The organism is Burkholderia sp. Bp8998 (genome assembly GCF_003854235.1).
GTDB lineage: Bacteria > Pseudomonadota > Gammaproteobacteria > Burkholderiales > Burkholderiaceae > Burkholderia.
The window spans coordinates 13,267-35,243 of the sequence record NZ_QTQF01000032.1; the positions used below are offsets into that span (position 1 = coordinate 13,267).

At 58.8% G+C, this 21,977-nt stretch carries 21 protein-coding genes; 6 read left to right on the forward strand and 15 right to left on the reverse strand.

What is annotated here, in order from left to right:
- Window positions 1-7 precede the first annotated feature (7 nt).
- The 5 genes from DIE06_RS38715 to DIE06_RS27200 form a co-directional block, all read right to left on the reverse strand.
- Window positions 8-199 (reverse strand): hypothetical protein, encoded by a 192-nt coding sequence (locus tag DIE06_RS38715; RefSeq protein WP_221624069.1) that lies wholly within the window; start codon window positions 197-199, stop codon window positions 8-10.
- Window positions 193-1,536, reverse strand: coding sequence for an amino acid permease (locus DIE06_RS27185; protein ID WP_221624070.1), 1,344 nt, complete (start codon window positions 1,534-1,536; stop codon window positions 193-195). Before DIE06_RS27185 ends, DIE06_RS38715 begins: the two co-directional genes overlap by 7 nt.
- Window positions 1,537-1,660: 124 nt before the next feature.
- A complete protein-coding gene (locus DIE06_RS27190; protein ID WP_221624071.1) occupies window positions 1,661-3,076 on the reverse strand; it encodes an aldehyde dehydrogenase family protein in 1,416 nt (471 codons plus the stop codon).
- Window positions 3,077-3,078: 2 nt separating this feature from the next.
- Window positions 3,079-4,128 (reverse strand): homoserine dehydrogenase, encoded by a 1,050-nt coding sequence (locus tag DIE06_RS27195; RefSeq protein WP_124664030.1) that lies wholly within the window; start codon window positions 4,126-4,128, stop codon window positions 3,079-3,081.
- A gap of 138 nt (window positions 4,129-4,266) precedes the next feature.
- Window positions 4,267-4,722 (reverse strand): Lrp/AsnC family transcriptional regulator, encoded by a 456-nt coding sequence (locus tag DIE06_RS27200; protein ID WP_124664031.1) that lies wholly within the window; start codon window positions 4,720-4,722, stop codon window positions 4,267-4,269.
- 326 nt (window positions 4,723-5,048) lie between these two features.
- On the opposite strand from DIE06_RS27200, the gene DIE06_RS27205 reads away from it, so the two are divergent.
- Entirely contained in the window at window positions 5,049-5,369 is a 321-nt protein-coding gene (locus DIE06_RS27205) for an antibiotic biosynthesis monooxygenase (RefSeq protein ID WP_124664032.1), read from the forward strand.
- A gap of 112 nt (window positions 5,370-5,481) precedes the next feature.
- On the opposite strand, the gene DIE06_RS27210 is transcribed toward DIE06_RS27205, so the two are convergent.
- The 8 genes from DIE06_RS27210 to DIE06_RS27245 all read right to left on the reverse strand — a co-directional run bounded on the left by DIE06_RS27210 (window position 5,482) and on the right by DIE06_RS27245 (window position 13,004).
- A complete protein-coding gene (locus DIE06_RS27210) occupies window positions 5,482-6,411 on the reverse strand; it encodes a LysR family transcriptional regulator (protein WP_124664033.1) in 930 nt (309 codons plus the stop codon).
- A 189-nt stretch (window positions 6,412-6,600) separates the two neighbouring features.
- Complete coding sequence (locus DIE06_RS27215) at window positions 6,601-7,368, reverse strand: ABC transporter ATP-binding protein (protein ID WP_124664034.1); 768 nt, start codon at window positions 7,366-7,368, stop codon at window positions 6,601-6,603.
- Between the two features lie 21 nt (window positions 7,369-7,389).
- Window positions 7,390-8,103, reverse strand: coding sequence for an ABC transporter permease (locus DIE06_RS27220; protein ID WP_124664035.1), 714 nt, complete (start codon window positions 8,101-8,103; stop codon window positions 7,390-7,392).
- The gene (locus tag DIE06_RS27225) at window positions 8,100-8,789 is read right to left on the reverse strand and encodes an ABC transporter permease (protein WP_124664036.1); all 690 of its coding nucleotides are present in this window, start codon (window positions 8,787-8,789) and stop codon (window positions 8,100-8,102) included. Before DIE06_RS27225 ends, DIE06_RS27220 begins: the two co-directional genes overlap by 4 nt.
- A 62-nt stretch (window positions 8,790-8,851) precedes the next feature.
- Complete coding sequence (locus DIE06_RS27230) at window positions 8,852-9,625, reverse strand: ABC transporter substrate-binding protein (RefSeq protein ID WP_124664088.1); 774 nt, start codon at window positions 9,623-9,625, stop codon at window positions 8,852-8,854.
- 435 nt (window positions 9,626-10,060) lie between these two features.
- Window positions 10,061-10,810 carry a B3/4 domain-containing protein gene (locus DIE06_RS27235; RefSeq protein ID WP_221624072.1) on the reverse strand — a complete coding sequence of 250 codons (750 nt, stop codon included), beginning with the start codon at window positions 10,808-10,810 and terminating at the stop codon, window positions 10,061-10,063.
- Window positions 10,811-10,917: 107 nt separating this feature from the next.
- Window positions 10,918-11,499, reverse strand: coding sequence for a helix-turn-helix domain-containing protein (locus DIE06_RS27240; protein WP_185733488.1), 582 nt, complete (start codon window positions 11,497-11,499; stop codon window positions 10,918-10,920).
- A 230-nt stretch (window positions 11,500-11,729) separates the two neighbouring features.
- Complete coding sequence (locus tag DIE06_RS27245; protein WP_409364517.1) at window positions 11,730-13,004, reverse strand: IS256 family transposase; 1,275 nt, start codon at window positions 13,002-13,004, stop codon at window positions 11,730-11,732.
- A gap of 397 nt (window positions 13,005-13,401) precedes the next feature.
- Here DIE06_RS27245 and DIE06_RS27250 point away from each other — a divergent pair, with 397 nt between their 5' ends.
- The 3 genes from DIE06_RS27250 to dapA all read left to right on the forward strand — a co-directional run bounded on the left by DIE06_RS27250 (window position 13,402) and on the right by dapA (window position 16,274).
- Window positions 13,402-13,623 (forward strand): cupin domain-containing protein, encoded by a 222-nt coding sequence (locus DIE06_RS27250; protein ID WP_124664038.1) that lies wholly within the window; start codon window positions 13,402-13,404, stop codon window positions 13,621-13,623.
- Window positions 13,624-13,992: 369 nt separating this feature from the next.
- A complete protein-coding gene (locus tag DIE06_RS27255; protein WP_124664039.1) occupies window positions 13,993-14,853 on the forward strand; it encodes a DMT family transporter in 861 nt (286 codons plus the stop codon).
- 521 nt (window positions 14,854-15,374) lie between these two features.
- The gene (gene dapA / locus DIE06_RS27260) at window positions 15,375-16,274 is read left to right on the forward strand and encodes a 4-hydroxy-tetrahydrodipicolinate synthase (RefSeq protein WP_124664040.1); all 900 of its coding nucleotides are present in this window, start codon (window positions 15,375-15,377) and stop codon (window positions 16,272-16,274) included.
- A 1,155-nt stretch (window positions 16,275-17,429) separates the two neighbouring features.
- On the opposite strand, the gene DIE06_RS27270 is transcribed toward dapA, so the two are convergent.
- Window positions 17,430-18,131 carry a TetR/AcrR family transcriptional regulator gene (locus tag DIE06_RS27270; RefSeq protein WP_124664042.1) on the reverse strand — a complete coding sequence of 234 codons (702 nt, stop codon included), beginning with the start codon at window positions 18,129-18,131 and terminating at the stop codon, window positions 17,430-17,432.
- A 165-nt stretch (window positions 18,132-18,296) separates the two neighbouring features.
- On the opposite strand from DIE06_RS27270, the gene DIE06_RS27275 reads away from it, so the two are divergent.
- Complete coding sequence (locus DIE06_RS27275; protein ID WP_124664043.1) at window positions 18,297-19,124, forward strand: cyclase family protein; 828 nt, start codon at window positions 18,297-18,299, stop codon at window positions 19,122-19,124.
- A gap of 13 nt (window positions 19,125-19,137) precedes the next feature.
- Window positions 19,138-20,460, forward strand: coding sequence for a fumarylacetoacetase (gene fahA, locus DIE06_RS27280; protein ID WP_124664044.1), 1,323 nt, complete (start codon window positions 19,138-19,140; stop codon window positions 20,458-20,460).
- A gap of 205 nt (window positions 20,461-20,665) precedes the next feature.
- Here the strand turns inward: fahA and DIE06_RS27285 are convergent, their stop codons facing one another.
- Window positions 20,666-21,730, reverse strand: coding sequence for a porin (locus DIE06_RS27285; protein ID WP_409364518.1), 1,065 nt, complete (start codon window positions 21,728-21,730; stop codon window positions 20,666-20,668).
- Window positions 21,731-21,977: the final 247 nt, after the last annotated feature.

Sequence of the window (21,977 nt, forward strand, 5' to 3'; positions counted from 1 at the left end):
TCCCGGGTTAGTCGTTCGACGCCAATGCCTGCCCGCCGTATTCGCGCGGCTCGGCTTGACCACTGACCGTCAATTCGCCGTTTGCAATGGCCTGGACGCGCTTGCGTACCAGATACCATCCAACCACCAGCGCCGCACCGTAGAGGGGAACGGACACGATGGTGAAGGTTCCGACCGGATAGTCGAACCCGATCAGCACCAGAATGAACGCGAAGAACGCAGCGTTGCGTAACCGCTGTAAGGGGCAAATGCCATCCTGAATTCCGGCCGTTCGACCAACCCGTCTCGCGACCATTTCCACAGCTTGATCTGGCAAAGAATGATCGTTGCCCACGAGCCGATCAGCAGCACCGCAGTCAGTGTCATTGCGATCTCGAACGCTTGGCCAGGAACCAGCGCGTTCATGACGACCCCGACTGACGACGCGACGGTGGTCAGCATGATTCCCGAGAACGGCACGCCTTGCCGATTCATCTTGGCGAGGAATGCTGGTGCGGAACCGGATATGGCAAGCGAGCGCAAGATGCGACCGGTCGAATAGATGCCTGCGTTGACGGAGGAAAGCGCCGCGGTCACAAGAACGAGGTTCATGATCGCGCCTGCCCCCGGCACGCCGATCGAGCCAAAGAACGTGACAAACGGGCTGACGCCGGCACGATAGGCGGTGTGCGGCAACAGCATCGCGAGGAGAAGGACGGAGCCGATGTAGAACACGACGATTCGAAACAGCACGGCCCGAATTGCCTTCGGCATGACGGTCTTGACGTCCTTTGCTTCACCTGCCGCGGTGCCGATCAGCTCGATGCTCCCGTACGCGAAGATTACGCCCTGCACCATCACGATGGCGGACAGCACACCATGCGGGAACCACCCTCCGTTATCGTTGATCAGCGTGATCCCGACTGAATGTCCTGGAAGTGGCGTACTGAAGAGCACCATGTAGCTCCCGACACAAAGAAACAACACGAGGGTCGCCACTTTCACGAACGAGAACCAGAACTCGAGCTCGCCAAAAATCTTGACCGACAGCAAGTTCAACGATGTGATGAAGACTAGGGTTCCCAGTGCTAATACCCATTGCGGTATGCCATCCAGGAACGGCACGTAGGCTTTGAAGAAGCCGATGTACAACGCGATTGCCGTCAGATCGGCAATTGCAACTGTCACCCAGTTGGTCCAGTACATCCAGCCAGCCGCATAGGCCAGCTTCTCACCGTAAAACTCGCGAGCGTAGGAAACGAAGGACCCGGTTGTCGGCCGGTACATCACCAGCTCTCCCAGCGCCCGAATGATCAACCAGGCGAAGAATCCGCACACCGCGTACACAAGAACCAACGACGGTCCTGCCGCTGCCAGGCGAGCACCCGCCCCCATGAACAGCCCGCTTCCGATCGCGCCACCAATGGCGATCATCTGTACCTGACGTGGCCGCAACGTCTTTTGGTAGCCTTGATCCTCGCTTCCCAGCTGCACGTCTGAAACCGCCGAGCGCGACGCTTCAGCTCTCGATTGATTGGCGCGAATATTCGAACTCACTAATATTGTCTCCTTCCGGTGTGTCTCCGGAGCTCGACCGGCGATGCCGATCGAACTCCGTTTGCAAGCAAAGCGGCTCACCATTTACGGTGAGCCGTTGGGGCAAAACATTTACTGCATTAAATCAACGCCCCGTCTTGCGGATGCAGACAACCTTCGGTTGCGTCATGTCCTCGTACGCGAATCGCACGCCTTCACGTCCGAGGCTCCCATACTTGAAGCCGCCAAACGGCATTGCATCAAAGCGATAGTCCGAAGAGTCGTTGATCATGACCCCGCCTGCCTCGAGCTTGTCGGCCGCCTTCAGGGCGATCTCCAGATCCTTGGTGAAGATACCGGCATGCAGGCTGTACTCCGGGCGATTCGCCAGGTCCAGTGCTTCATCGATCGAGTCGATCTTCTGCAGCACAACGACCGGGCTGAAGATTTCCTGAGTCCACAGATCGCATTGGAAGCTCACGTCCTCGAGAACGGTCGGCGCATAGACTGAGTCGTCACGGACGTTGCCGCACAGCAGCTTCGCGCCCTGACGAATTGCATCGTTGACGACACCTTCGGTGCGTCGCGCGGCTTGAGCCGTGATCATCGGGCCGACATCGGTATCCGGCAGAGCGGGGTTGCCCGTCTTCAACGCCTGGGTAAGCGCAACGAAGCGCTCCTTGAATGCGTCGTAAATTCGCGAGTGGATGAGGATCCGTTGCGTGCCGATGCAGTTCTGGCCTGCAGCCCAGTAAGCACCCGACACGCACGATTCGACAGCGTCCTCGAGATCGCAGTCGTCCATCACGATGACGGGCGCGTTACCGCCGAGGTCCATCGCGAGTTTCTTCAGACCGGCAGAGCGTGCGATCTTTTCGCCCGTCACGAATCCACCCGTGAACGAGATCATCCGTACATCGCGAGCAGAAACGAGCGCTTCGCCCAGGGCCGGACCGCCAGTCGCGATCGAGATGACATTCGACGGCAAGCCGGCGATGTTCAAGTAGTCGACCAGCTTGATCGCCGACAACGGGGCCAGCTCCGACGGTTTCAGCACGATCGAGTTGCCGCCGGCAATCGCCGGCCCCAGCTTGTGAGCAACCAGGTTGAGCGGATCGTTGTACGGCGTGATGGCAACGATGACGCCCAGCGGTTCGCGCGTGAACCAGCCCTGACGGTTTTCCGAGCCGACGTACGAAGCGAACGGCACGACCTCCCCGCCGTTGTGGCGAGCCTCGTCGGCCGACAGCTTGAGCGTATTGACGCAACGAAGCACTTCCTTCTGTGCCTGCTTCAGCGTCTTGCCGGCCTCGGCCACGATGAGCGCGGCAAACGCCTCCTTGTCGCGCTCGACCAGTGCAGCACAAGTCTCCAGGATACGGGCCCGTTCGTGACGCGGCAGATCGCGAGACACCTTCGCGCCGTCACGAGCGATGTCGATGAGGGACTCAGCACGCTCCGCCGGCATATTCACGACGGTTCCAACTTGGGTGCCATCGAACGGATTGTTGACAGCAATCACGCTATGGGCCGCGGTGGCGGGAAATGCAACGTTGTTCATGTTCATTTCCCCAGTGCGACTTTCGCTTTGTGGATGCTGATGATGTCAGCGAGCAGTGCGTACGCAGTTTCCACACGGCCGGCGCCCGGGCCTCGCACCGTCACGTCGCCCAACATGCCGGTCCGGAACGTCACGGCATTGATGGCATCGCCCACCGCAGCCAGCGAGTTTTCCAGCGGCAGCAGTTTGGGCTCGACGCTGGCGCGCACCGTGCCGTCTGCCAGCTTGGATGCGCTACCGATCAGCTTCCACCGCGCATTTGATGCAGCGGCGTCGTGGATGCTTTGCAGCGTCAAGCCGCTGATGCCCTTGCACGATACGTCCGCCGGCTTGAGTTTTGCACCGAGAAGCTCGTTGGCCAGGATCACGACCTTCAGGCGAACGTCATGCCCTTCGATATCGGCAGTCGGGTCAGCCTCCGCATAACCAAGACGCTGGGCCTTCTCGACCGCTTCCTTGAAGCTCAGGCCGGACTCCATGCTCGACAGCACGAAATTCGACGTACCGTTGAGAATGCCTTCGAAGCCTTTCAGCTCGGATCCGGCAAGCAGTTCCTTTGCGAGGCGAATGACAGGCGTGCCGCTCATGACCGAGCCTTCGTATTCGAAATGCACGCCGTTCGCGGCAGCTTCGCGCTTCAATGCTTCCGCATGGAAGGCCACCGGCCCCTTGTTGGTCGTGACAACGCTGATGCCCTTGCTCAGCGCAAGCCGGCAGTACGACGTTGCCGGTTCACCATTGACCGCATTGGTGAAGGTCGCTTCAGCCACGATGTCCGCTCCGGACGTCTCAATGACCTGTTCCGTCGCGGCGTCGACATTGCCACCCGGCAGCTTCGCCAGCGCGCCTTTCTCCGTCGGGAGATCGCGCAGTACGTTCAGATCGATGCCCTCGGGGCGAACGACCGACCCCAGGTGCAAGTCGCTGATACCAACGATCTTCAACTGGAAGCCCAGCTCGCTTTGCCACTTGGCATTGTTGTCCGCTGCCAACTGCGCAAGCGCCCTGTTCACGCCGCCAAACCCGATCAATGCAACCTTGTATTCGCTCACTTCAGCACCTTCGTCGTAGTGGAAAGATGACGAAAATGTTATCGAACACGCTTGGCAGTCCAAATATGGCAGCTTGAACGAAATGACGAGCAATTTGCTCGCGAATGTTCAAAACGCTCGATTTGGACGCGAAAGCGTTCAGGCGCCGTGCGAATTGCCTTTTGCACGGGTCAGGACGAACGAGGTGACGGTATTGAGCACCTCGGGAAGCGCAGATATTTCGTCCCAGAGCTTGTGAATTCGATCAACACTTACTGCTTCAACATGGAGGACAACATCCAGGTCGCCGCTCATGACGTCGCATGTAACGACTTCCTGCACGGACCGCACGTACTTCAATACATCTCCGCCCCGCATACGGTCTTTCCGGTACACGAACATCAAGGCTCGAATGGGCTCGGACTCCGGCGTCGCTGATCCTTTCCTGATTGTGTAGCCGCGAATGAAGCCATCGCGCTCCAGTCGCTCGATTCGCAAACGCACCGCGTTGCGCGACAGGTTCACCGTGAGGGCGATATCGTTATGAGACAGTCTCGCGTTCTCCGCGAGTTGCGCGAGGATCTTCTCGTCAACCTTGTCCAGTACACGCTTCATGATCTTCCTCGCAACGCTCCAGACATTCAGATGGTTGCCAGACCGGAGATCTCCCTGGACAGCGCCCGACGGGACCGCACGACATCGACGAAGACTTTCCGACCGCACCAAAAGTTCAATATGAAGGTCATTGTAGAACAGTATATTGAACTATGCTAGCATTTTGACTGCCGGCACGAGCAACGTGCTCACCGGATACTTCCTCAGGCTGGCAACCCGGCTGGTCGACACGAGGATGACGGTTTTCAGCATTAAAACGAGCGAGGTCGGCCCGGGGCAGGATGCGCGTCCTCAGGTCGAATGGATCCACATTACCGGGAAGCCCAATGTTCTCTTCCACTTTTATTTTCAAGGCCGGGCAGTACGACGACGAATTTCACACGCTCGATCAGCAGATCGCGGAGATCGCCCGCAGCACCCCGGGATATCTGGGCGAAGAGACATGGGAAAACACCGCTGCGGGACTGATCCAGAACATTTACTACTGGGAGTCTGAAGAGGCGCTATTGCGGTTGGTCAAGCATCCCGCCCACCTTGAAGCCAAGGCGAAGCAGGCACGTTGGCTCGACGGGCATCGGGTTGTCATTGCCCAGGTGCTGCGGGAGTATGGCGACGATCGCCTGAAAAAACCAACCCTCCCCGCTTAATACTCGAGGCTCCTGAACTGCGCATGGGTCGCGTAGCTGCCGCCCATGCGCTAGGCGATGAGCCTCCCCTTGAGCAACGAAAAGCACCTTGCAGTCACAACGATGACGGAGGCTACTCGGATACTAGATTCAAGAGCCAGTCCCTCACCACGCGGCCGACCTTACTCTCCTCAACGGGAGTACGCGCCAGCAGATAGTAGGCAGAGCCGTCCTCGACAAAACCCATCGGCGCCGCAAGAAGGCCACTGTCAATTTCGCGCCTCACCAATTGCCAGGGGCCGATAGCGACCCCTACGCCTGCAGCAGCTGCTTGAAGGCTGAAATAGAAGTGTTCAAAGGTCTTGCCAGCTGCCGGAAGGGCATTCCCTGCATAAGAGGTCAGAGTTGCCCACGTTTGCCAGGCATCTGGTCGCGTTCTCGTATGCAGCAGGGTCGCAGAATCTTTAAGGCTCCAGCCATCGTCCACTGCGTCGAAAAAATCAGGCACATACTCGGGACGACATACCGGTCCCACTCGCTCTGCAAACAAGCACGTCGCCTCGACATCCGCAGACCACTGAACATCGTTACGGCGAATCGCCATATCGATTCCGTCTCCGAGCGCTGGACCGGATGCCGCGACAAGTCGCAGCTCGAGCCGCGGCAACTGCGCCTGCAACGACGTCATGTTCGGAATCAGCCAACGCATCATCAGCGTTGGCTCGCAAGATAATGTCAAGACGGTCTCACCGGCTCGCTCGCGAAATTCGCGACACACCGCTCCGATCCGGTCGAAACTCTGCCGCACCGCCTCGGCCAACCTTTGCCCATCCGGCGAGAGAAAAACGCGTCGATTTCGGCGAGCAAATAATTGAACGCCTAGATCATCCTCCAACACCCGGACCGCACGACTTACTGCACCGTGTGTCACATGCAACGATTCTGCAGCCCGACTGAAGCTCTCCAGGCGAGCAGCCGCCTCGAAGCAAACGAGCGCCTGCAATGATGGCAAGACTCTCGTTGTCGCCTGAGTGCTGGATCCGTCCTTGATGTCAGAATTCATCGCGTGTTCCTACCCGACTCGTCGACAGAATCGACAAGCCATATCGATACCTGCGTCACCCCTTCTAAAGGGCCACAGCCATACGTCCGAACGCAGTCGCAAAACGCAGCAGATAACCGGGAGTCGGCGTTGTGGCCAACTCCCGCCTCGCGCACATTCCTGCAGAAACAAGCCGCGCCGGGGAGAAAATTATTTCAATCGACCCGACAGAAATTGTCCCAGTCTCTCGCTCTTCGGGTTGACGAGGATGTCCTGCGGATTCCCTTCCTCCTCGATCTTTCCCTTGTGCAGGAAAATTACATGATTGGACACGTTCCGCGCAAACCCCATCTCGTGCGTAACGACGACCATCGTTCGGCCCTCTTCGGCCAGCGCCTGCATGACCTTCAGTACTTCGCCGACCAGTTCGGGGTCGAGCGCAGACGTCGGCTCGTCGAACAGCATCACCTCCGGTTCCATCGCAAGCGCACGCGCAATCGCGACACGCTGCTGCTGGCCACCCGACAGGTGTGATGGATACATGGTCTCGACGCGCGCGGGCAGGCCGACCTTCTCGAGATACTTTCGCGCGCGCGACGTGGCTTCGTCCTTTCCGATCCCAAGTACTGCCATCGGCGCCTCGATGACATTCTCGAGGACGTTCATGTGCGCCCACAAATTGAAGTGTTGAAACACCATCGCAAGCTTGGTACGCATCCGTTGCAATTGCTTTTGGTCTGCGACTTGCAACGCTCCGCGCCGGTCTTGCGTCGTTTTAATCAGTTCGGTCCCGATCGTGATCTGGCCGGAGCACGGTTGCTCGAGGAAGTTGATGCAACGGAGGAAAGTGCTTTTTCCCGAGCCGCTCGAGCCGATGATACTGATGACGTCGCCTGCCTTCGCCTTCATCGAAACGCCCTTCAACACCTCGTTGTCCCCGAACTTCTTGTGGAGATCCTCAACGATAAGCTTGTACATACGTGTGTCCTTCCTGATTCGTTAGTGACCGCGGGGCGCGAGATAGGCGAGCCATCGGGCTTCCAGCTTTCGGAATGCCCAAATCATCCCGAAAACGACGGTTGCATACAGAATCGCCGCGAGACCGTAGGCCTGGAACGACATGTAGGTCGCGGAGTTTACATCGCGCGTGACTTTCAGAATATCCGGCACGGTCGCCGTGAATGCGAGCGTTGTCGCGTGCAACATCAGGATCACCTCGTTGCTGTAGCTCGGCAACGAGCGCCGCAGCGCCGACGGCAGAATGATCCGCGTATAGAGCTTGAAGCGCGACATACCATAAGCGATGCCCGCTTCGATTTCGCCGGCCGCCGTCGACTTGATCGCACCCGCGAAAATCTCGGTCGCATACGCGCATTCGTTCAGCACGAACGCGAGCAGCGTGCAGTTCATCGCGTTGCGGAAGAACGTGTCGAGCAACACGTGTTCGTGAACGACCTGCAGGCTGTAGATGCCGGTGTAGCACATCAAGAGCTGCACATAAAGCGGCGTACCGCGGAACACGTACGTGTACAACCACACGGGCCGCGAGATCCACCGATTGGACGACACTCGCGCGATCGCAAGCGGTATGGCAAGCAGGAATCCAAGCACAATGGATATGACCAGGAGCCACAAGGTGACAGCGAGCCCGCTGAAGCCGTACCCGTCGGTATACAGATAGTTTTGCCAGTATTGACTGATGAGACTGATCACAGTGCGAGCCTCCGAACGCCGACCGAATAACGCTTCTCGAGATGGTGCAGCACGATGTTTGAAACAGTCGTGATCGCGAGGTAAATCGCGCCCGCCACAAGCGTGAAGAAGAAGAAGTCCAGCGTAGTCTTGCCCGCGTCCTGCGACGCCTTCACGACGTCGGCGAGACCGATGATCGACACCAGTGCAGTCGCCTTCACCAGCACCTGCCAATTGTTGCCGATTCCAGGCAGCGCGAAACGCATCATCTGCGGGAACAGGATGCGTCGAAATACCCGCCAGCCGCCCATCCCATACGCAAAGCCCGCCTCGAGTTGACCGCGCGGCACTGAAAGAAATGCTCCACGGAACGTTTCAGTGAAGTACGCGCCGTAGATGAAGCCCAGTGTCACGACGCCCGCCACGAACGGATCGATGTCGATCTGATCCCAGCCGAGCATGTCGGTCGCGTTGTTCAGCAGAATCTGCATCCCGTAGAACAACAGGAGCATCAGAACCAGGTCAGGAACAGCACGAATCAGCGTCGTATAGAAGGTGCCGAGCGCTGCCAGCACGCGATTCGATGACAACTTTGCGGCCGCGCCAAGCAACCCGAGCACGAACGACGCAGCCAGCGACAGCACCGCAAGCTTCACAGTCGCGACGGTGCCGGTCCACAGCAACGGACCAAATCCTTGGAAAAGCATGTCAGGGTATCCAGAAAGGGACACGGCGCAGCACGGTCATCGCCGTGTGCGCCGCGAAAAGGTCAGTTCCCGTAGATGTCGAATGCAAAGTACTTCTGCTCGATCTTCTTGAACGTGCCGTCCTTCTGCATGTCGGCAATCACCTGATCAAGCTTCGCTTTCAGGTCGGCGTCTTCCTTGCGCAGACCGATACCTGCGCCTTCGCCGAGCGTCTTCGGATCGGTGATATCCCCGCCGGCGAACTGATAGGCAGCCCCGCGCGGCGTCTTGAGAAAACCGATGTCAGCTTGCACTGCATCCTGCAGCGATGCATCCAGTCGCCCAGAGAGCAAGTCGGAATAAACCTGATCCTGGTTCTGGTACGCGACGACGCGCACGCCCTTGGGTGCCCAGTAGGTCTTTGCGTACGTCTCCTGGATCGTGCCCTGCTCGACGCCCACCGATTTGCCTTTCAGCGAATCGGCTGTCGGCTCCAACGTGATGCCCTTCTTCGTCACGAGTCTCGTCGGCGTGTTGTACAACTTCGCGGAGAACGCGATCTGCTCCGCGCGCTGCGGCGTCATCGACATCGACGACAGCACGCCGTCGAATTTCTTCGCCTTCAATGCCGGGATCAAGCCATCGAAATCGTTCTCGACCCACACGCACTTTGCCTTCAATCGTGCACAGATCTCGTTGCCGAGATCAATATCGAAACCGACGACCTTCCCGTCCGAGCTCTTCGACTCAAACGGTGCATAGGTCGCATCCACACCAAATCGGATTGTCGACCACTCTTTCGCAAATGCACTGGATGCAACGACGGCAAGCGCGACGCACGCAACGAGCTTCTTCATGACTGTCTCCGGGTAATTTTGCTTTTCAAGTACATCACTACAAGGGGCGGCCCACCTGGTCAAAGCTACGCCTCCCCTGATCCACCACAAATTTCGTATACCTAATTAAATTATTAATATAGAATTACACCGCAACATACGGGCGACCAGTCCATATGGCTCAGTCGATCGTCGCCTGGAATTGGGCTCTCCAGGAACAGTATCGTGCAACGCTCGAATGCAACCCTGTTTGGGCTACACACACCTCGTCCCATCTCGAACCTGGACACTGCCTTACCGCGGTCGGCCCCGTCGCTCTTTGTCTCACTACAGCAGAATCGGTGATCAGCAACAGCAGGAACATCGGTATCGTGTCCGGTGTTAGAGACACCGGAACGTACACATTTCCCGCACCACTAACCGACACACCCAACTGCGATACCAGCCTTCAGTGCATCAAAGCGGCAAACTACCGACCTTGATGAGTCGATAGCCAACTTGTGCTGCGCCGGCATGGGCTCGAAGAATGTCGGTCAGCTCTTCGACGATTTGCACGATCTCTTTTCCGCCAGTCGACGGAACAGCCGCATCGATAACGAAATAGGCGTTCTTCGTCTCTTCCGTGAGCCGCGTACGTCGTCCTTGGCGCCAATTCCAACGCCGGCAGGTCGCGCCGAGGTCGTCCGTCCAGATGACCTCCCCTTCAGGCACGATCACATGGTCCGCGGAAGAGTCATCCGCAATATCGAAGCTCTCGCGCCCCGTGGCCGGCCGCAGTTCAAGCACGCCTTGAAGCGCGTCGAGATCCTCGCCTCCGATCGGCACGAGGTGACGCAAGCTCAGCGCGTTATAGAAATCGACCAGGCAGTTGATCGTCGGAACAGCCGAGTCCGGCCGAAGCGCGCGTCGGGCGAGCGACTCGACCGAACACGGGTACTTGCGCGGCTTTGCGTTAAACCGCTTATAGATTTCGTGCCAACACGCGATTTTCGGATGGTCGCGAAGCCCGTCCGCATCGACGCCCGCGCGCAAGGTCGTAGCGGCGTCTGCGAGCGCCTTGCCGCTCTCGGCATTCGTCGGACCGTTGCTCAGCCCGAGGGCCACAATGACTGCGATCGTCGCTTCCGGATACGTATCATCAATCGCATCCGACACACGGAACTGCTCCAGCGCGGTCGCTACAGGATCTTCGATTTCAACAGGCACGGCACACTCCCAAGAACATTCTGGGAATGACTATAGCCCGAAAAAATCGAGAGTTCAATATATTTGTCTTTTGGTTCAGTTTACTGCCATCGACTGAACGTATCGACTCAGGCGCGTGCGGCTGTCCGGGGCTCGACAACCACCATCATGAACACAACCTCTTGGTCCAACTCGTTTGCGTACCGATGCGGGACGTCCGCCGAGAACACCAACGCCTCTTGGGAGTCGACCGTTTCGCCTACCGGCCCCGCAGTGACCGTTAGGGTCCCGGCAGTGACAAACAGCAGTTCCTTCGTACCCGGAGGATGAGCAATTCCATCGTAAGATTCGTGCGGACTCAGGCGCCATTCCCAGAATTCGAGCACGGACGGCTCGTCGAAGCCGGTGATGAGCCGTCCAAGACCGCCAGCGGCCCCGCGCCAAAGCTCCGAGGCGTCCGACAGCTTCGTTTTGTACGCCGTCGGGCGCAAATCCGTCTCGATCAGTTTGGAGATGGGCACGACAAGTGCATTCGCCAGCCTGCATAGCGTCGCAACACTGGGGTTGGTCTTGCCCTGCTCGATCTGTACGATCATTCCGCGGCTGACTTCGGAGGCCTGCGCCAGCTGATCCAGCGTCAGCCCGCGGGCCTTGCGCTGCGCAACCAGATTTCTTCCGACGATGGTGTTGATGGCGTCGACGTCGTTCATGCAAGAACCGGTACATGTTGTGAGATCAATATAATGTACCATGCATGCAGGTTGCTATTGGCGCCGACGGGCGCATGCCCGCCGCAGCGCCCCGAAGATAGCAAGCCGTAATCTCCGGCAAGAGCCAGCAAACCGACCCCGATGCCGGGGACGTGCCAGTGGTTGGGGCTCGGCGCCGGCCGGCGGTGAACCTGTCCGCATTTTTGTGGGCGAGGCGGTTGAACAACAGGTTATCCGCGCGCCTGCGTAAACCGCTCGCCGAACAGGATAGCAAACTGGTTCATCGCTGATTTCCAGTCGAAGGCGGACCGCACGGTCTTGGCCAGCACGTTGCGCAGCGCCAGCCAGAGCAGCTTGATCGCCGCCTCGTCATTCGGGAAGTGGCCGCGCGTCTTGATGATCTTGCGCAACTGCATGTTCAGACTTTCTATGGCGTTCGTGGTGTACACCACCCGTCGAATCTCCGGCGGAAACACATAGAACGGCACGACGTGCTCCCACGCGCGTTGCCACGACTGCACGATCGTCGGGTACTTCGCGCCCCAAGGTCCGTCGGCGAAGTCTTGCAGCGCCTGCCGTGCCGCATCTTCGCTGGCAGCCGCGTAGATCGGGCGCAGCGCTGCGGCGAGCACCTTACGGTCCTTGTAGCTGGCGTACTCAAGACTGTTGCGGATCGGATGCACGATGCAGGTCTGGACAGTCGTCTTGGGATAGGCAGCGCCGATCGCCTCGGTCAATCCTTTCAGGCCATCGACCACGGCGATCAGGATGTCCTGGCAGCCGCGAGTCTTGAGTTCGTTGAACACCTTGAGCCAGAACTTGGCCCCCTCGGTCTGCTCGATCCAGAGGCCCAGCACGTCGCGCTGGCCATCGGCCTGGATGCCCAAGGCCAGATACACGGCCTTGTTGCTGACCACGCCGTCATCGCGGATCTTGACCCGCAGCGCGTCGAAGAACACCACCGGATACATCGCCTCGAGTGGGCGGCTCTGCCAGCTCAGCGCCTCGGCCATCACCTCGTCGGTGACTGAGCTGATGAAGTCGGGAGACACCTCGGTGCCGTAGCTCTCGGCCAGAAACGCCCGAATCTCGCGCACACTCATGCCGCGCGCGTACATCGCAATGATGCGTTCGTCGAAGCCGGTGAAACGACGCTCGTGCTTGGGAATCAGGATCGGCTCGAAGCTGCCGTCACGGTCACGGGGGACTTCGACACGAACCGGGCCGCGATCCGTGATGACCGTCTTGCCGCTGGCGCCGTTGCGCTCGTTGGCCTGCCCTACGGGCTTGGCCTGGCCCGGCGGGTAGCCCAGATGCAGATTCATCTCGGCGCCCATCGCACGCTCGATGACTGCCTTGTTGAACGCCAACATCAGGTCCTGCACTTCGGCCGGCGTCATCGGCCCCTTGACCAGTTGGTCCAGCAGTTCCTTGGGCAGTTCAGGCAGCGGCCCTCGGGCCGCTGCCTGACGCGCTACAGTTTGCCTTTTCTTCTTCATCGGCATATCCATGACTTTTACACCTCATGATATGCCTCGCCCACGAAATCACGGATAGGTCCCCGGCGGTCGGCTACCGGCCCCTTAGACCGCCCAGCTAGCCCTTACCGGATTGCGGACTTCGCAGCCGTGCGACACACCAGACCAGCAACGCTCCACCAACAAGTACGGACGCGCACGCCATCACGGCGGTCCCCACCGGATAGTCCAGCGCGACAAGCGCGATCATCGCCGCGAACGCACTTAGCGCCGCCGTTCGCAACGACAGCAGTCGACGTTGTCGCAATGACACGGCGTCCGGCTCGCCTGCCGCGTACTGCCTATCCCATTCGTGCCGGCACCTCACAATCGCGAGCCACAGGGGGCAAACGGCCCGGATACGATCGAGCTGTGGAAATGGAACATGAAGCCTGGGGAACATTACGTCTCGCACGGTCATCCGAACCGCACGACCGAGCTTTTGTATGTTGAAGCCGGTGAATTAACTCTGACGCTGGGGGAAGAGATCATTCACGTCCCGCAAGGTTGTTCAATCGTTGCACAAACCAATCGATACCATAGCTACGCGAACGCTGGAGCGGAAGAACTGTTCTTCTCGATGACGGTAGCGAGCCTGCAGCGATAAATCCACGGCTGCAGGAGACTGATCCCCGCACGAGCAACAGCTGCGCATCAGGACGCCCATCGACTTCACACGGTCTATGGACGTCACGCTCGAGAATGTGCCGCGCTCGCCTTGCCGCTCGTCCGAATGCACGCCAGGCACTCGAACGCCTCCATCGACGCACTCGCTCATGGGTGCCCTGTCACGCATTTGGCGCACATGCGGATCCTCGGCCAAATGGACCCATCAGCCTGATCTCCGACGCCCAGGCGAAGTCATTTTGATTGACTAAAGTACAATATCTTGTACTATTCGATCAATGCGTGTCAGTTTGTTCAACTGCGCTCCCACGCGCAGATTCGAATGACCTCTCAACCATCCTGGTAAAAAATGGGCTCGATTCTCGCGCTTCTCTCGTCCGTCTGTTACGGGTCAGCTGACTTTCTGAGCGGCTACTCAACGCGTCGCATATCGATCGGGTATGTGATGCTTTTCAACCAGGTCCCGGCGCTCGCGATCACGGCTTTGCTGGCCATCGCGACCCATGGGCAGATGGCAGGAGCAACCGATTGGTGGTGGAGCGCCGCAGCCGGTCTGAGCATCGCAATCTCACTGCCGGCTCTGTATATGGCACTGGGGATCGGACCCATGGCCGTGGTCGCACCTGTAACGGCGTTGATCGGAATCGTTCTGCCGGTTCTGTTCGGGGTACTGGTTGCGCATGAAAGACCGTCTCTGCAGGCCTATATCGGCTTCCTCCTCGGTGCTCTGGCTGTCGTGATCGTGAGTGGCGCAGAACATGGTGACAGCAATGCCGAAGACAAATCGCGGCTCACCAAGGGCTTGCTTCTCGCTGTTGTCGCCGGAAGCGGGATTGCAGCCACCTACATCTGCCTGAAGCAGGTGTCCCTGCAAGCGGGATTCTGGTCACTGGCGGTGGCTCGCTCCGTATCCCTTTCACTGTTGATCATTACGGCACTCTTCAGCCATCGCGTCACCCTAGAAGCTCGCCCCGACGTTCGCGGCGCCATTTTCATCGCTATCGCTGGCTGCCTCGACGCCTCCGGAACGATGCTGTACAAGTCAGCGCTGATCTACGGCCAGCAGTTGTCGATCGTGGCGACGCTTGTCTCTCTCTACCCCCTCACAACCGTGCTCCTGGCAACGACCATTCTTCGTGAACAGCTCACTTGGCAACGAGTGCTTGGGGTCATACTTGCGCTATCAGGGATTGGGCTATTGGTCAGTTGAACACAATGCACTAAAGCTGCTTGTCACTCAGATCGCTCTCGCCTTATTCGCGCTCACGACAATCAGTACAGCCATAAACGAACTCTCCAGCGCCCCTCGAATCAAGAGGAATTGCCACGGCTCCCGTGACTGGCGGACTCAATGTCTGGATTCCGCTCGAACAAGATGCCAAGGAAATTACCTACGCACTAGCGCTGAAGGGTTGGCTGGTTCGGTCAAATACCGCATTTGACGTCCAAGGTCAGTCACAGGCGATTCGGATCACCGTTTCACTCATGCAAGACGGACAAGCGGAACAGTTTTCGGCAGACCCCGAAAGCATGCCTTGGTTGAATGTCGGCGGTTCGGCGTATGCGCACCCAGCCTACCGATGTTGCCGACATCGAGTTATGCCCGCGCGCGAAGCGGTAGCGAGCAGATCGTGATCGGTCGTCAGGTGATCGAACTTCTCGATAATCGAGAGTACGGATCCAAACGCAGAACATCAGACTTCAATATCGCAATGCGCAAAGGAAACAGAGATGAATATTGAAACAACCACGTCGATCCGCGGTAGCATTCCCGCTATCGTTACCCCCATGCATGAAGACGCCAGTCTCGATCTGCCGGCGTTTCGCAAGCTGGTCGACTGGCACGTCGAACAGGGATCCGACGGACTCGTCGTAGTCGGCACGAGCGGAGAGTCAGCAACGCTGACGGTCGACGAGCATATCCTCATGGTCAAAACTGCCGTCGAACAGGCTGCACGTCGCATCCCCGTGATTGCTGGCGCTGGGGCAAATTCAACGGCAGAGGCGATCGAACTGTCGGTATTGTCCAAGCAGGTTGGCGCGGATGCCACGTTGCAAGTGGTTCCGTACTACAACAAGCCCACGCAGGAAGGCATCTATCAACACTTCCGCATGATTGCTGAATCCGTCGACTTGCCGATGATTCTTTACAACGTACCGGGTCGCACGATCGCAGACATGACCAACGAGACGATCCTGCGCCTTGCCGACATTCCCGGCATCATCGGTGTAAAAGACGCGACGGGCAACGTCGAACGTGCTGCGAATCTCATCAAGCATGCCCCGGTGAACTTCGGGATCTACAGCGGCGACGACGCTACCGCTATCGCACTTATGCTGCTCGGCGGCCACGGCAATATCTCCGTCACGGCAAACGTCGCTCCCAACGCCATGAGCGCCCTCTGCCGAGCCGCACTTGAAGGCGACGCAATCACGGCTCGCTGTCATCACCTTCAATTGCTGTCCCTGCACAAGCATCTCTTCTGCGAAGCCAATCCGATCCCCGTCAAATGGGCACTGCACGCTCTCGGCCGAATCGAAGGCGGCATTCGGTTACCGCTCACACCGCTCGAGGAGCGATACCATGATGTCATCCGCTCGGCCCTGCGCGAAGCCGAACTGCTTGCTTGAGGCACCACTAAACCAAGTTCTAGCTCAGCCGGCGAGCATTGTGGATATCGAGGCTCCACTTCATGAGCAGGCCGCACGCTTCATCAAGTGCGGCCTCCAATCGTCATCGAGGCGCGCTCCGCTCACTCGTCGCCCCCTCTTTGATCATCGCGTGCCAGATTCGAGCAATCGGTCAATCGTTCTCTCTTGTTGAGTTCCACGAATCCGGACATCGCTCGACGCCGATGTATGTAATTGTCAGATGCTGCCACGATGTCGCTGGTCTCGGCAAGACAGCCTCCGGCCTACGGCCGAGTACTCATGAAAGCATGGACTGGGACATTCGGCACGACCCCAAAAATCCTAACGGTTCACTCGCAACCTCGACGCGCGTCTCTCACTACTTTGCAAGCGTCAGCAAGAACGCACTAGCTGCGCCGCTGGCAACCGTGAACGTACCGTTCGCGGCGCTGATCGCGGTTGTCCAGTGGACGCCCAGCAGATTCGCAGCTACCACCGCATGCTTCTTCGAGAGTGGTCCTCGCCCTAACCGACGAAGAACGTCAGCAATTTTCGAAGCACGCCTATCCGCTTGTTCCAAAGCCGTCATTGCAACTCCTTATCGAGCTTCATCAGACGTATTAGCGGAATTAAAGGACAGCAGAACCCCATTAGCAAAATAAACGGGCATTCGACGTGCAGACGTTGTTGAAATACAACACCCAGAAAAGTGTTCGAGGCCGCCGCTGTGCCTTATCGGATGGGGCCGGCTGGCATTATTACATTAGCGTAATCTATGGGCACGATTAGCAGTTTCCAAGCACTTCAACACCAGGAGGCAGCGTTTGGGTCGCAGAGCAGCCTGCAAGGCTCGCTCTTCAGCTTCCAGCGCTCGATAGTGGCCTGTTCCGCCGCTACCGGCCGAAGGCCGTCAGATGCTGTCGCGCCCCGGCTTTCCATTCCACCACCGGCGTACTTGGTTTGAGTCAAAAAGCGTCCCGACTGAACTCTGCGTCGCAACGGACCGCAGTGGATTGGACGGCAAGACGTTACGTGGTCCTGTCAGGAGACGGCCCAGCCTTTCTAACGGCTTCCGCCAACAGTCAGGTCCCACACGATGCATTGAGAACCGAGACGCGATCTCGAATGTAATGGTGTTCAACAACACGGTGCCGCCTAAGCGGCTGACGCACGCGCGTCAGTGGTTGCGCCAGCGCGAATCCCGGCGGAAATGAAAGTCACCAGATGCTCGGCCTTGCGCTTCAGGGCGCCGGCCTTGATCTTGCCGCCCGAGATACGCTCGATGCGACTGTCAAACGCACTCATCACCAACGCGCCTACCGCGAACAAGTAGGCCCAGTGCGCATAGTTGGCGCTATGGCCTGGCAGCGTCTTCCTGATTTCCTTGATGAATTCCGCCGCGAACGGATCGAAATATTCAGCAACGATGCCGCGCTCGGCCTCGCGCGGATCGGAAGCTTCGCGCGCAACGAGTTTGGCATACGCAAGTCCGGACTCGGTATTCTGGATCTGCATCACCGGGAGCACGAAGGCGCGCACGATATGCTCGAGCGGGTCTTCCCCTGCAGCCACGGGTTCACGAAGCAAAGCCAACCGCGTGTCGAGCACGGTCTTGCGGCGCTCGAACAGGGCGCGGTACAGACCCATCTTGGTCTCGAAGTGATACACGATCAACGGTAAGCCGACCTCCGCCGCCGATGCAATATCCCGCATCGAAACGCCATCGAAACCGCCTTCGGCAAACAATCGCTCGGCCACGTCGAGCACCCGCTCACGCTTGCTCGTCTCGACCGTCCGTTGCGCTCCCTTCCCGCTCCGTACGCCGGCCGCCCTTACCGTGACTTCCTTCGCCTGCATGATTTCTCCACTGTCCTGTGGCTCGATTGCCCCGAATGCCGTTCGCTCATTATGCGGCGCCAGTTTACACCAATACGATACTGACTGTACGATCGTACAGTCTTAATAACGTGACCGCTGCTATGCGGCGTTGAAGGTAAGTCCCCAAATCAGGAGCAGCCGCACATGACACGACGCTTCATCGATCTATCGATCTATCTGGAAAACGACGTCATTTCCGATCCGCCGGGTTACGGCCCCAAGATTCAATATCTGACGCACCGGAATACGGCCAAAGCCGTTACCGCCTTCTTTCCCGGACTTCAGGAAACCGACCTGCCTGACAACGAAGGCTGGGCCATCGAACACATCCAGTTGAGCACACACAACGGTACTCATCTGGATGCGCCCTACCACTTCCACAGCACGATGAACGATTCGACGGGCGAGCGGGAGCGCTCGATCACCATCGACGAAGTGCCGCTAGATTGGTGCTTTCAGCCCGGCGTGAAGCTTGATTTCACCGGTTTCGACGATGGCTACGTCGTGACTGCTGCCGACGTCGAAGTCGAGCTTGCGCGCATCGGCCACGAACTCAAGCCGCTTGAAATCGTCGTCATCAACACGCGTGCAGGCACGCGCTACGGACAACCCGACTATGTTTCCTCGGGTTGCGGCATGGGCTTCGACGCGACCATGTACCTGCTCGAGCGAGGTGTTCGCCTGACTGGCACCGACGCGTGGAGCTGGGATGCGCCATTCGTACATACAGCGAAAAAATATGCCGAAACGCGTGATGCATCGCTGATCTGGGAAGGACACAAGGCCGGCCGCAAGATCGGTTATTGCCACCTGGAAAAACTCCACAATCTCGAGGTGCTGCCACCTCACGGCTTCTTCATCTCGTGCTTCCCGCACAAAATCCGGGGCGCCTCCGCCGGCTGGACTCGCGCAGTGGCGATTTTCGACGACGCCCTCAACGCAACAGCTTGCGACCTGCATCGAACCGTATAGGCAAGGAGCCTCGATGGACTTGAATCACACACACGACGTCACTCAACACAGTTGGCTGGAAGCGGCCAACGTGGCAGGGACCGATTTTCCGTTGCAGAATCTGCCACTCAGCGTGTTTCGCCGCAGGGGCGTCGGCGAAACCTGGCGCGGCGGGATCGCGATCGGCGACCAGATCGTCGACCTCGCTGCGTTACAGCAGGCGGGCTGCATGGACGGTCTGGCACTCGAGGCCGTGCGAGCGGCCACGGCAACCACACTGAATGCACTGCTCGATATGGGGCCGACTGCCTGGCAGGCACTGCGTCACGCACTTTTCGACCTGCTTCGAGCCGGCAGTCCGCATGAGCCGGGCGTGCGGAAGACGCTGGTATCACAGGCGGAAGCCGAGTACGCCGTACCCGTGCGTATCGGCGACTACACCGACTTCTACACCTCGCTCGATCATGCGGTGAACTGCAGCCGCCCGCTCAGCATGGCGATCAGCCCGAATTTCGACTGGCTACCCATCGCTTATCATGGTCGCGTGTCGTCGATTGACGTCAGCGGTCAGCAGGTTTACCGGCCAATGGGGCAATACCGCCCGGATCCGTCCACCCCTCCCCTTCATGACGCATGTCGCCGGCTCGACTACGAGCTGGAACTGGGCGCGGTGATTGGGACCGGCAATCCGCGCGGCACCCCAATCCCGCTGCTCCATGCTCAACGGCATATCTTCGGCCTCTGCCTGCTGAACGATTGGTCCGCGCGCGACATCCAGTCGTGGGAAATGCACCCGCTCGGGCCATTCCTCTCGAAAAACTTCGCGACGACGATATCGCCCTGGCTCGTCACCCTCGAAGCATTGCTGCCGTACCGCACCACCTGGTCACGCGTCGCCGAGCGCCCACAGCCGCTCGACTATCTGTCTTCAGAAGACAACAGCACGGCCGGTGCGTTCGACATCCAACTCGAGGCGTCGATCCTCAGTGCGCGTCAGCTTGCGCGAGGACTGCAACCGCGCACGTTGACACGCACCAGTTTCCGGCATCAATACTGGACGTTGGGACAGATGATCGCGCACCACACAATGGGGGGGTGCAACCTCCAGAGCGGCGATCTACTGGGAAGCGGCACCATCTCCGGGCCGTCATCGGGCGAAGCCGGTGCATTGATCGAACTCACGGTCGGCGGCGCGCAACCCGTGGACATCGGCAACGGTGAAAATCGCGCGTTCCTCGAAGATGGTGATACCGTCATTTTCCGTGGCTGGTGCGAGCGCGATGGTTTCGCACGAATCGGTTTCGGCGCCAACTATGGAACGGTATTGCCGGTGCCTGCCGCGGAAAGCGGTCATTGACCGCAAGTCTTTTCCCACCCGCTGCTGAGGCAATGTGAGGACCACGTGCGTGGTTCTCACACTTTGCGGCGGCTTCCCCCTCACGGCACACGTGGCGTCCGCGCACCCTGCTTGAACGCCGCACTGCAATACCCGGACGCGTTCGTGAAATCGCCGCCAGCGTACTCGCTGGCGGCGATTTCAAAGCATGTCGCTTTCGGGCGTCCTAGAAGATGTGGCGAACGCCAAGGACGACGCTCGTACTGCTACCCGTTGGCTCATAAAGCGCGCCATTCACCGTGAATCCCGTGTGCATCAGCCCGTGGTTGTTCACGAATGCCGCCGCGCCATACAAGGTCGTTCGTTTCGACAGAAAGTAGTACAGCCCGGCAGATGTCAGCAAAGAATGGTTCGCTGAGTCGTTGCTGTCCCGCATGTACCAGACTCCCACATCAGTGGACAGTGTGGGAGTGATCAGATATTCGCCGCCCGCAGAGTACACTTTCTCGTTGAAGGAGCCGGCGATCTTGTAGCTTGTGTACGATCCCTTGAGTGTCGCGCCTCCCCAGCTATAGCTCGCGCCGACCGTTCGACCGCTGAATTCGATCGTTGACGGGAATGGTGTGGAAACGCTGGCTGAACCGCCGGGATTTCCACTGAAGAGGGCAGCGTTCACGACCAGGTCTTTCCATTCGTATCTCACGCGAGCCGCATACTGGCGCCCTGCCTGAAATCCCTTTGGATCGCCGCCCAGCGCAAGCAATGCACTCGCCTGCAAGCCGGCGATCGTCGGGCTCGTGTAGGACACGGCATTCGCGACGAAAATGCCGGTCGCAAAAAAATTGCCCATATAGATTCCGGCCTGACTCCCGAAGAACGACGCATGCCGCGCGTCCGTGTCGACGATCGCAAGTCCGAACGGCGAGTACTGCAGGCCGGCCTTGACGGTACCGAAGTGTCCGGAGAGCCCGACGAAGGCTTGTCGCCCGAAGAGATTCCCGTTCGAGTTGCCCAGCGCCCCGTTGTTCATCGTAAAACCGCTTTCGAGCGTAAAGATCGCCTTCGTACCTGCGCCCAAATCCTCGGCACCGGTGATACCGAAGTGAGAACCCGAGATCCCGCCATCCGTTGCCGACACTTGATGCGGGCCGCTCGTACCCGTTGCGGCGTCGAAGGTACGGCTCGCGTACATCACGCCGGAGTCCAAGACACCATACAGCGTGACGTTACTTTGCGCATGTGCGATTGACGGTAAGCCCGATATTGCGATCGAGAAAGGGAACAGCAGCATCGGACGGATTTTTTGCATCTTGCTCACGTTTTAATGCCTCCTCCAGTCATGCAGGACTGCAAAATAATTGAATATGAATCTGCCTCGTGCGGCGCCCGACGTATGGCGATCAAATGAAGCCGGACAGATGGCCGCTTCGGCTTCGGTCCTCGGTGTGCTGCCGGGCACGCACGCCGGAGCATTGGTTTTTCTTGAACCTCCGTCGGCCAGGGATCGATGTCCCTTGCGACGTTGCCGAGGGATCGGA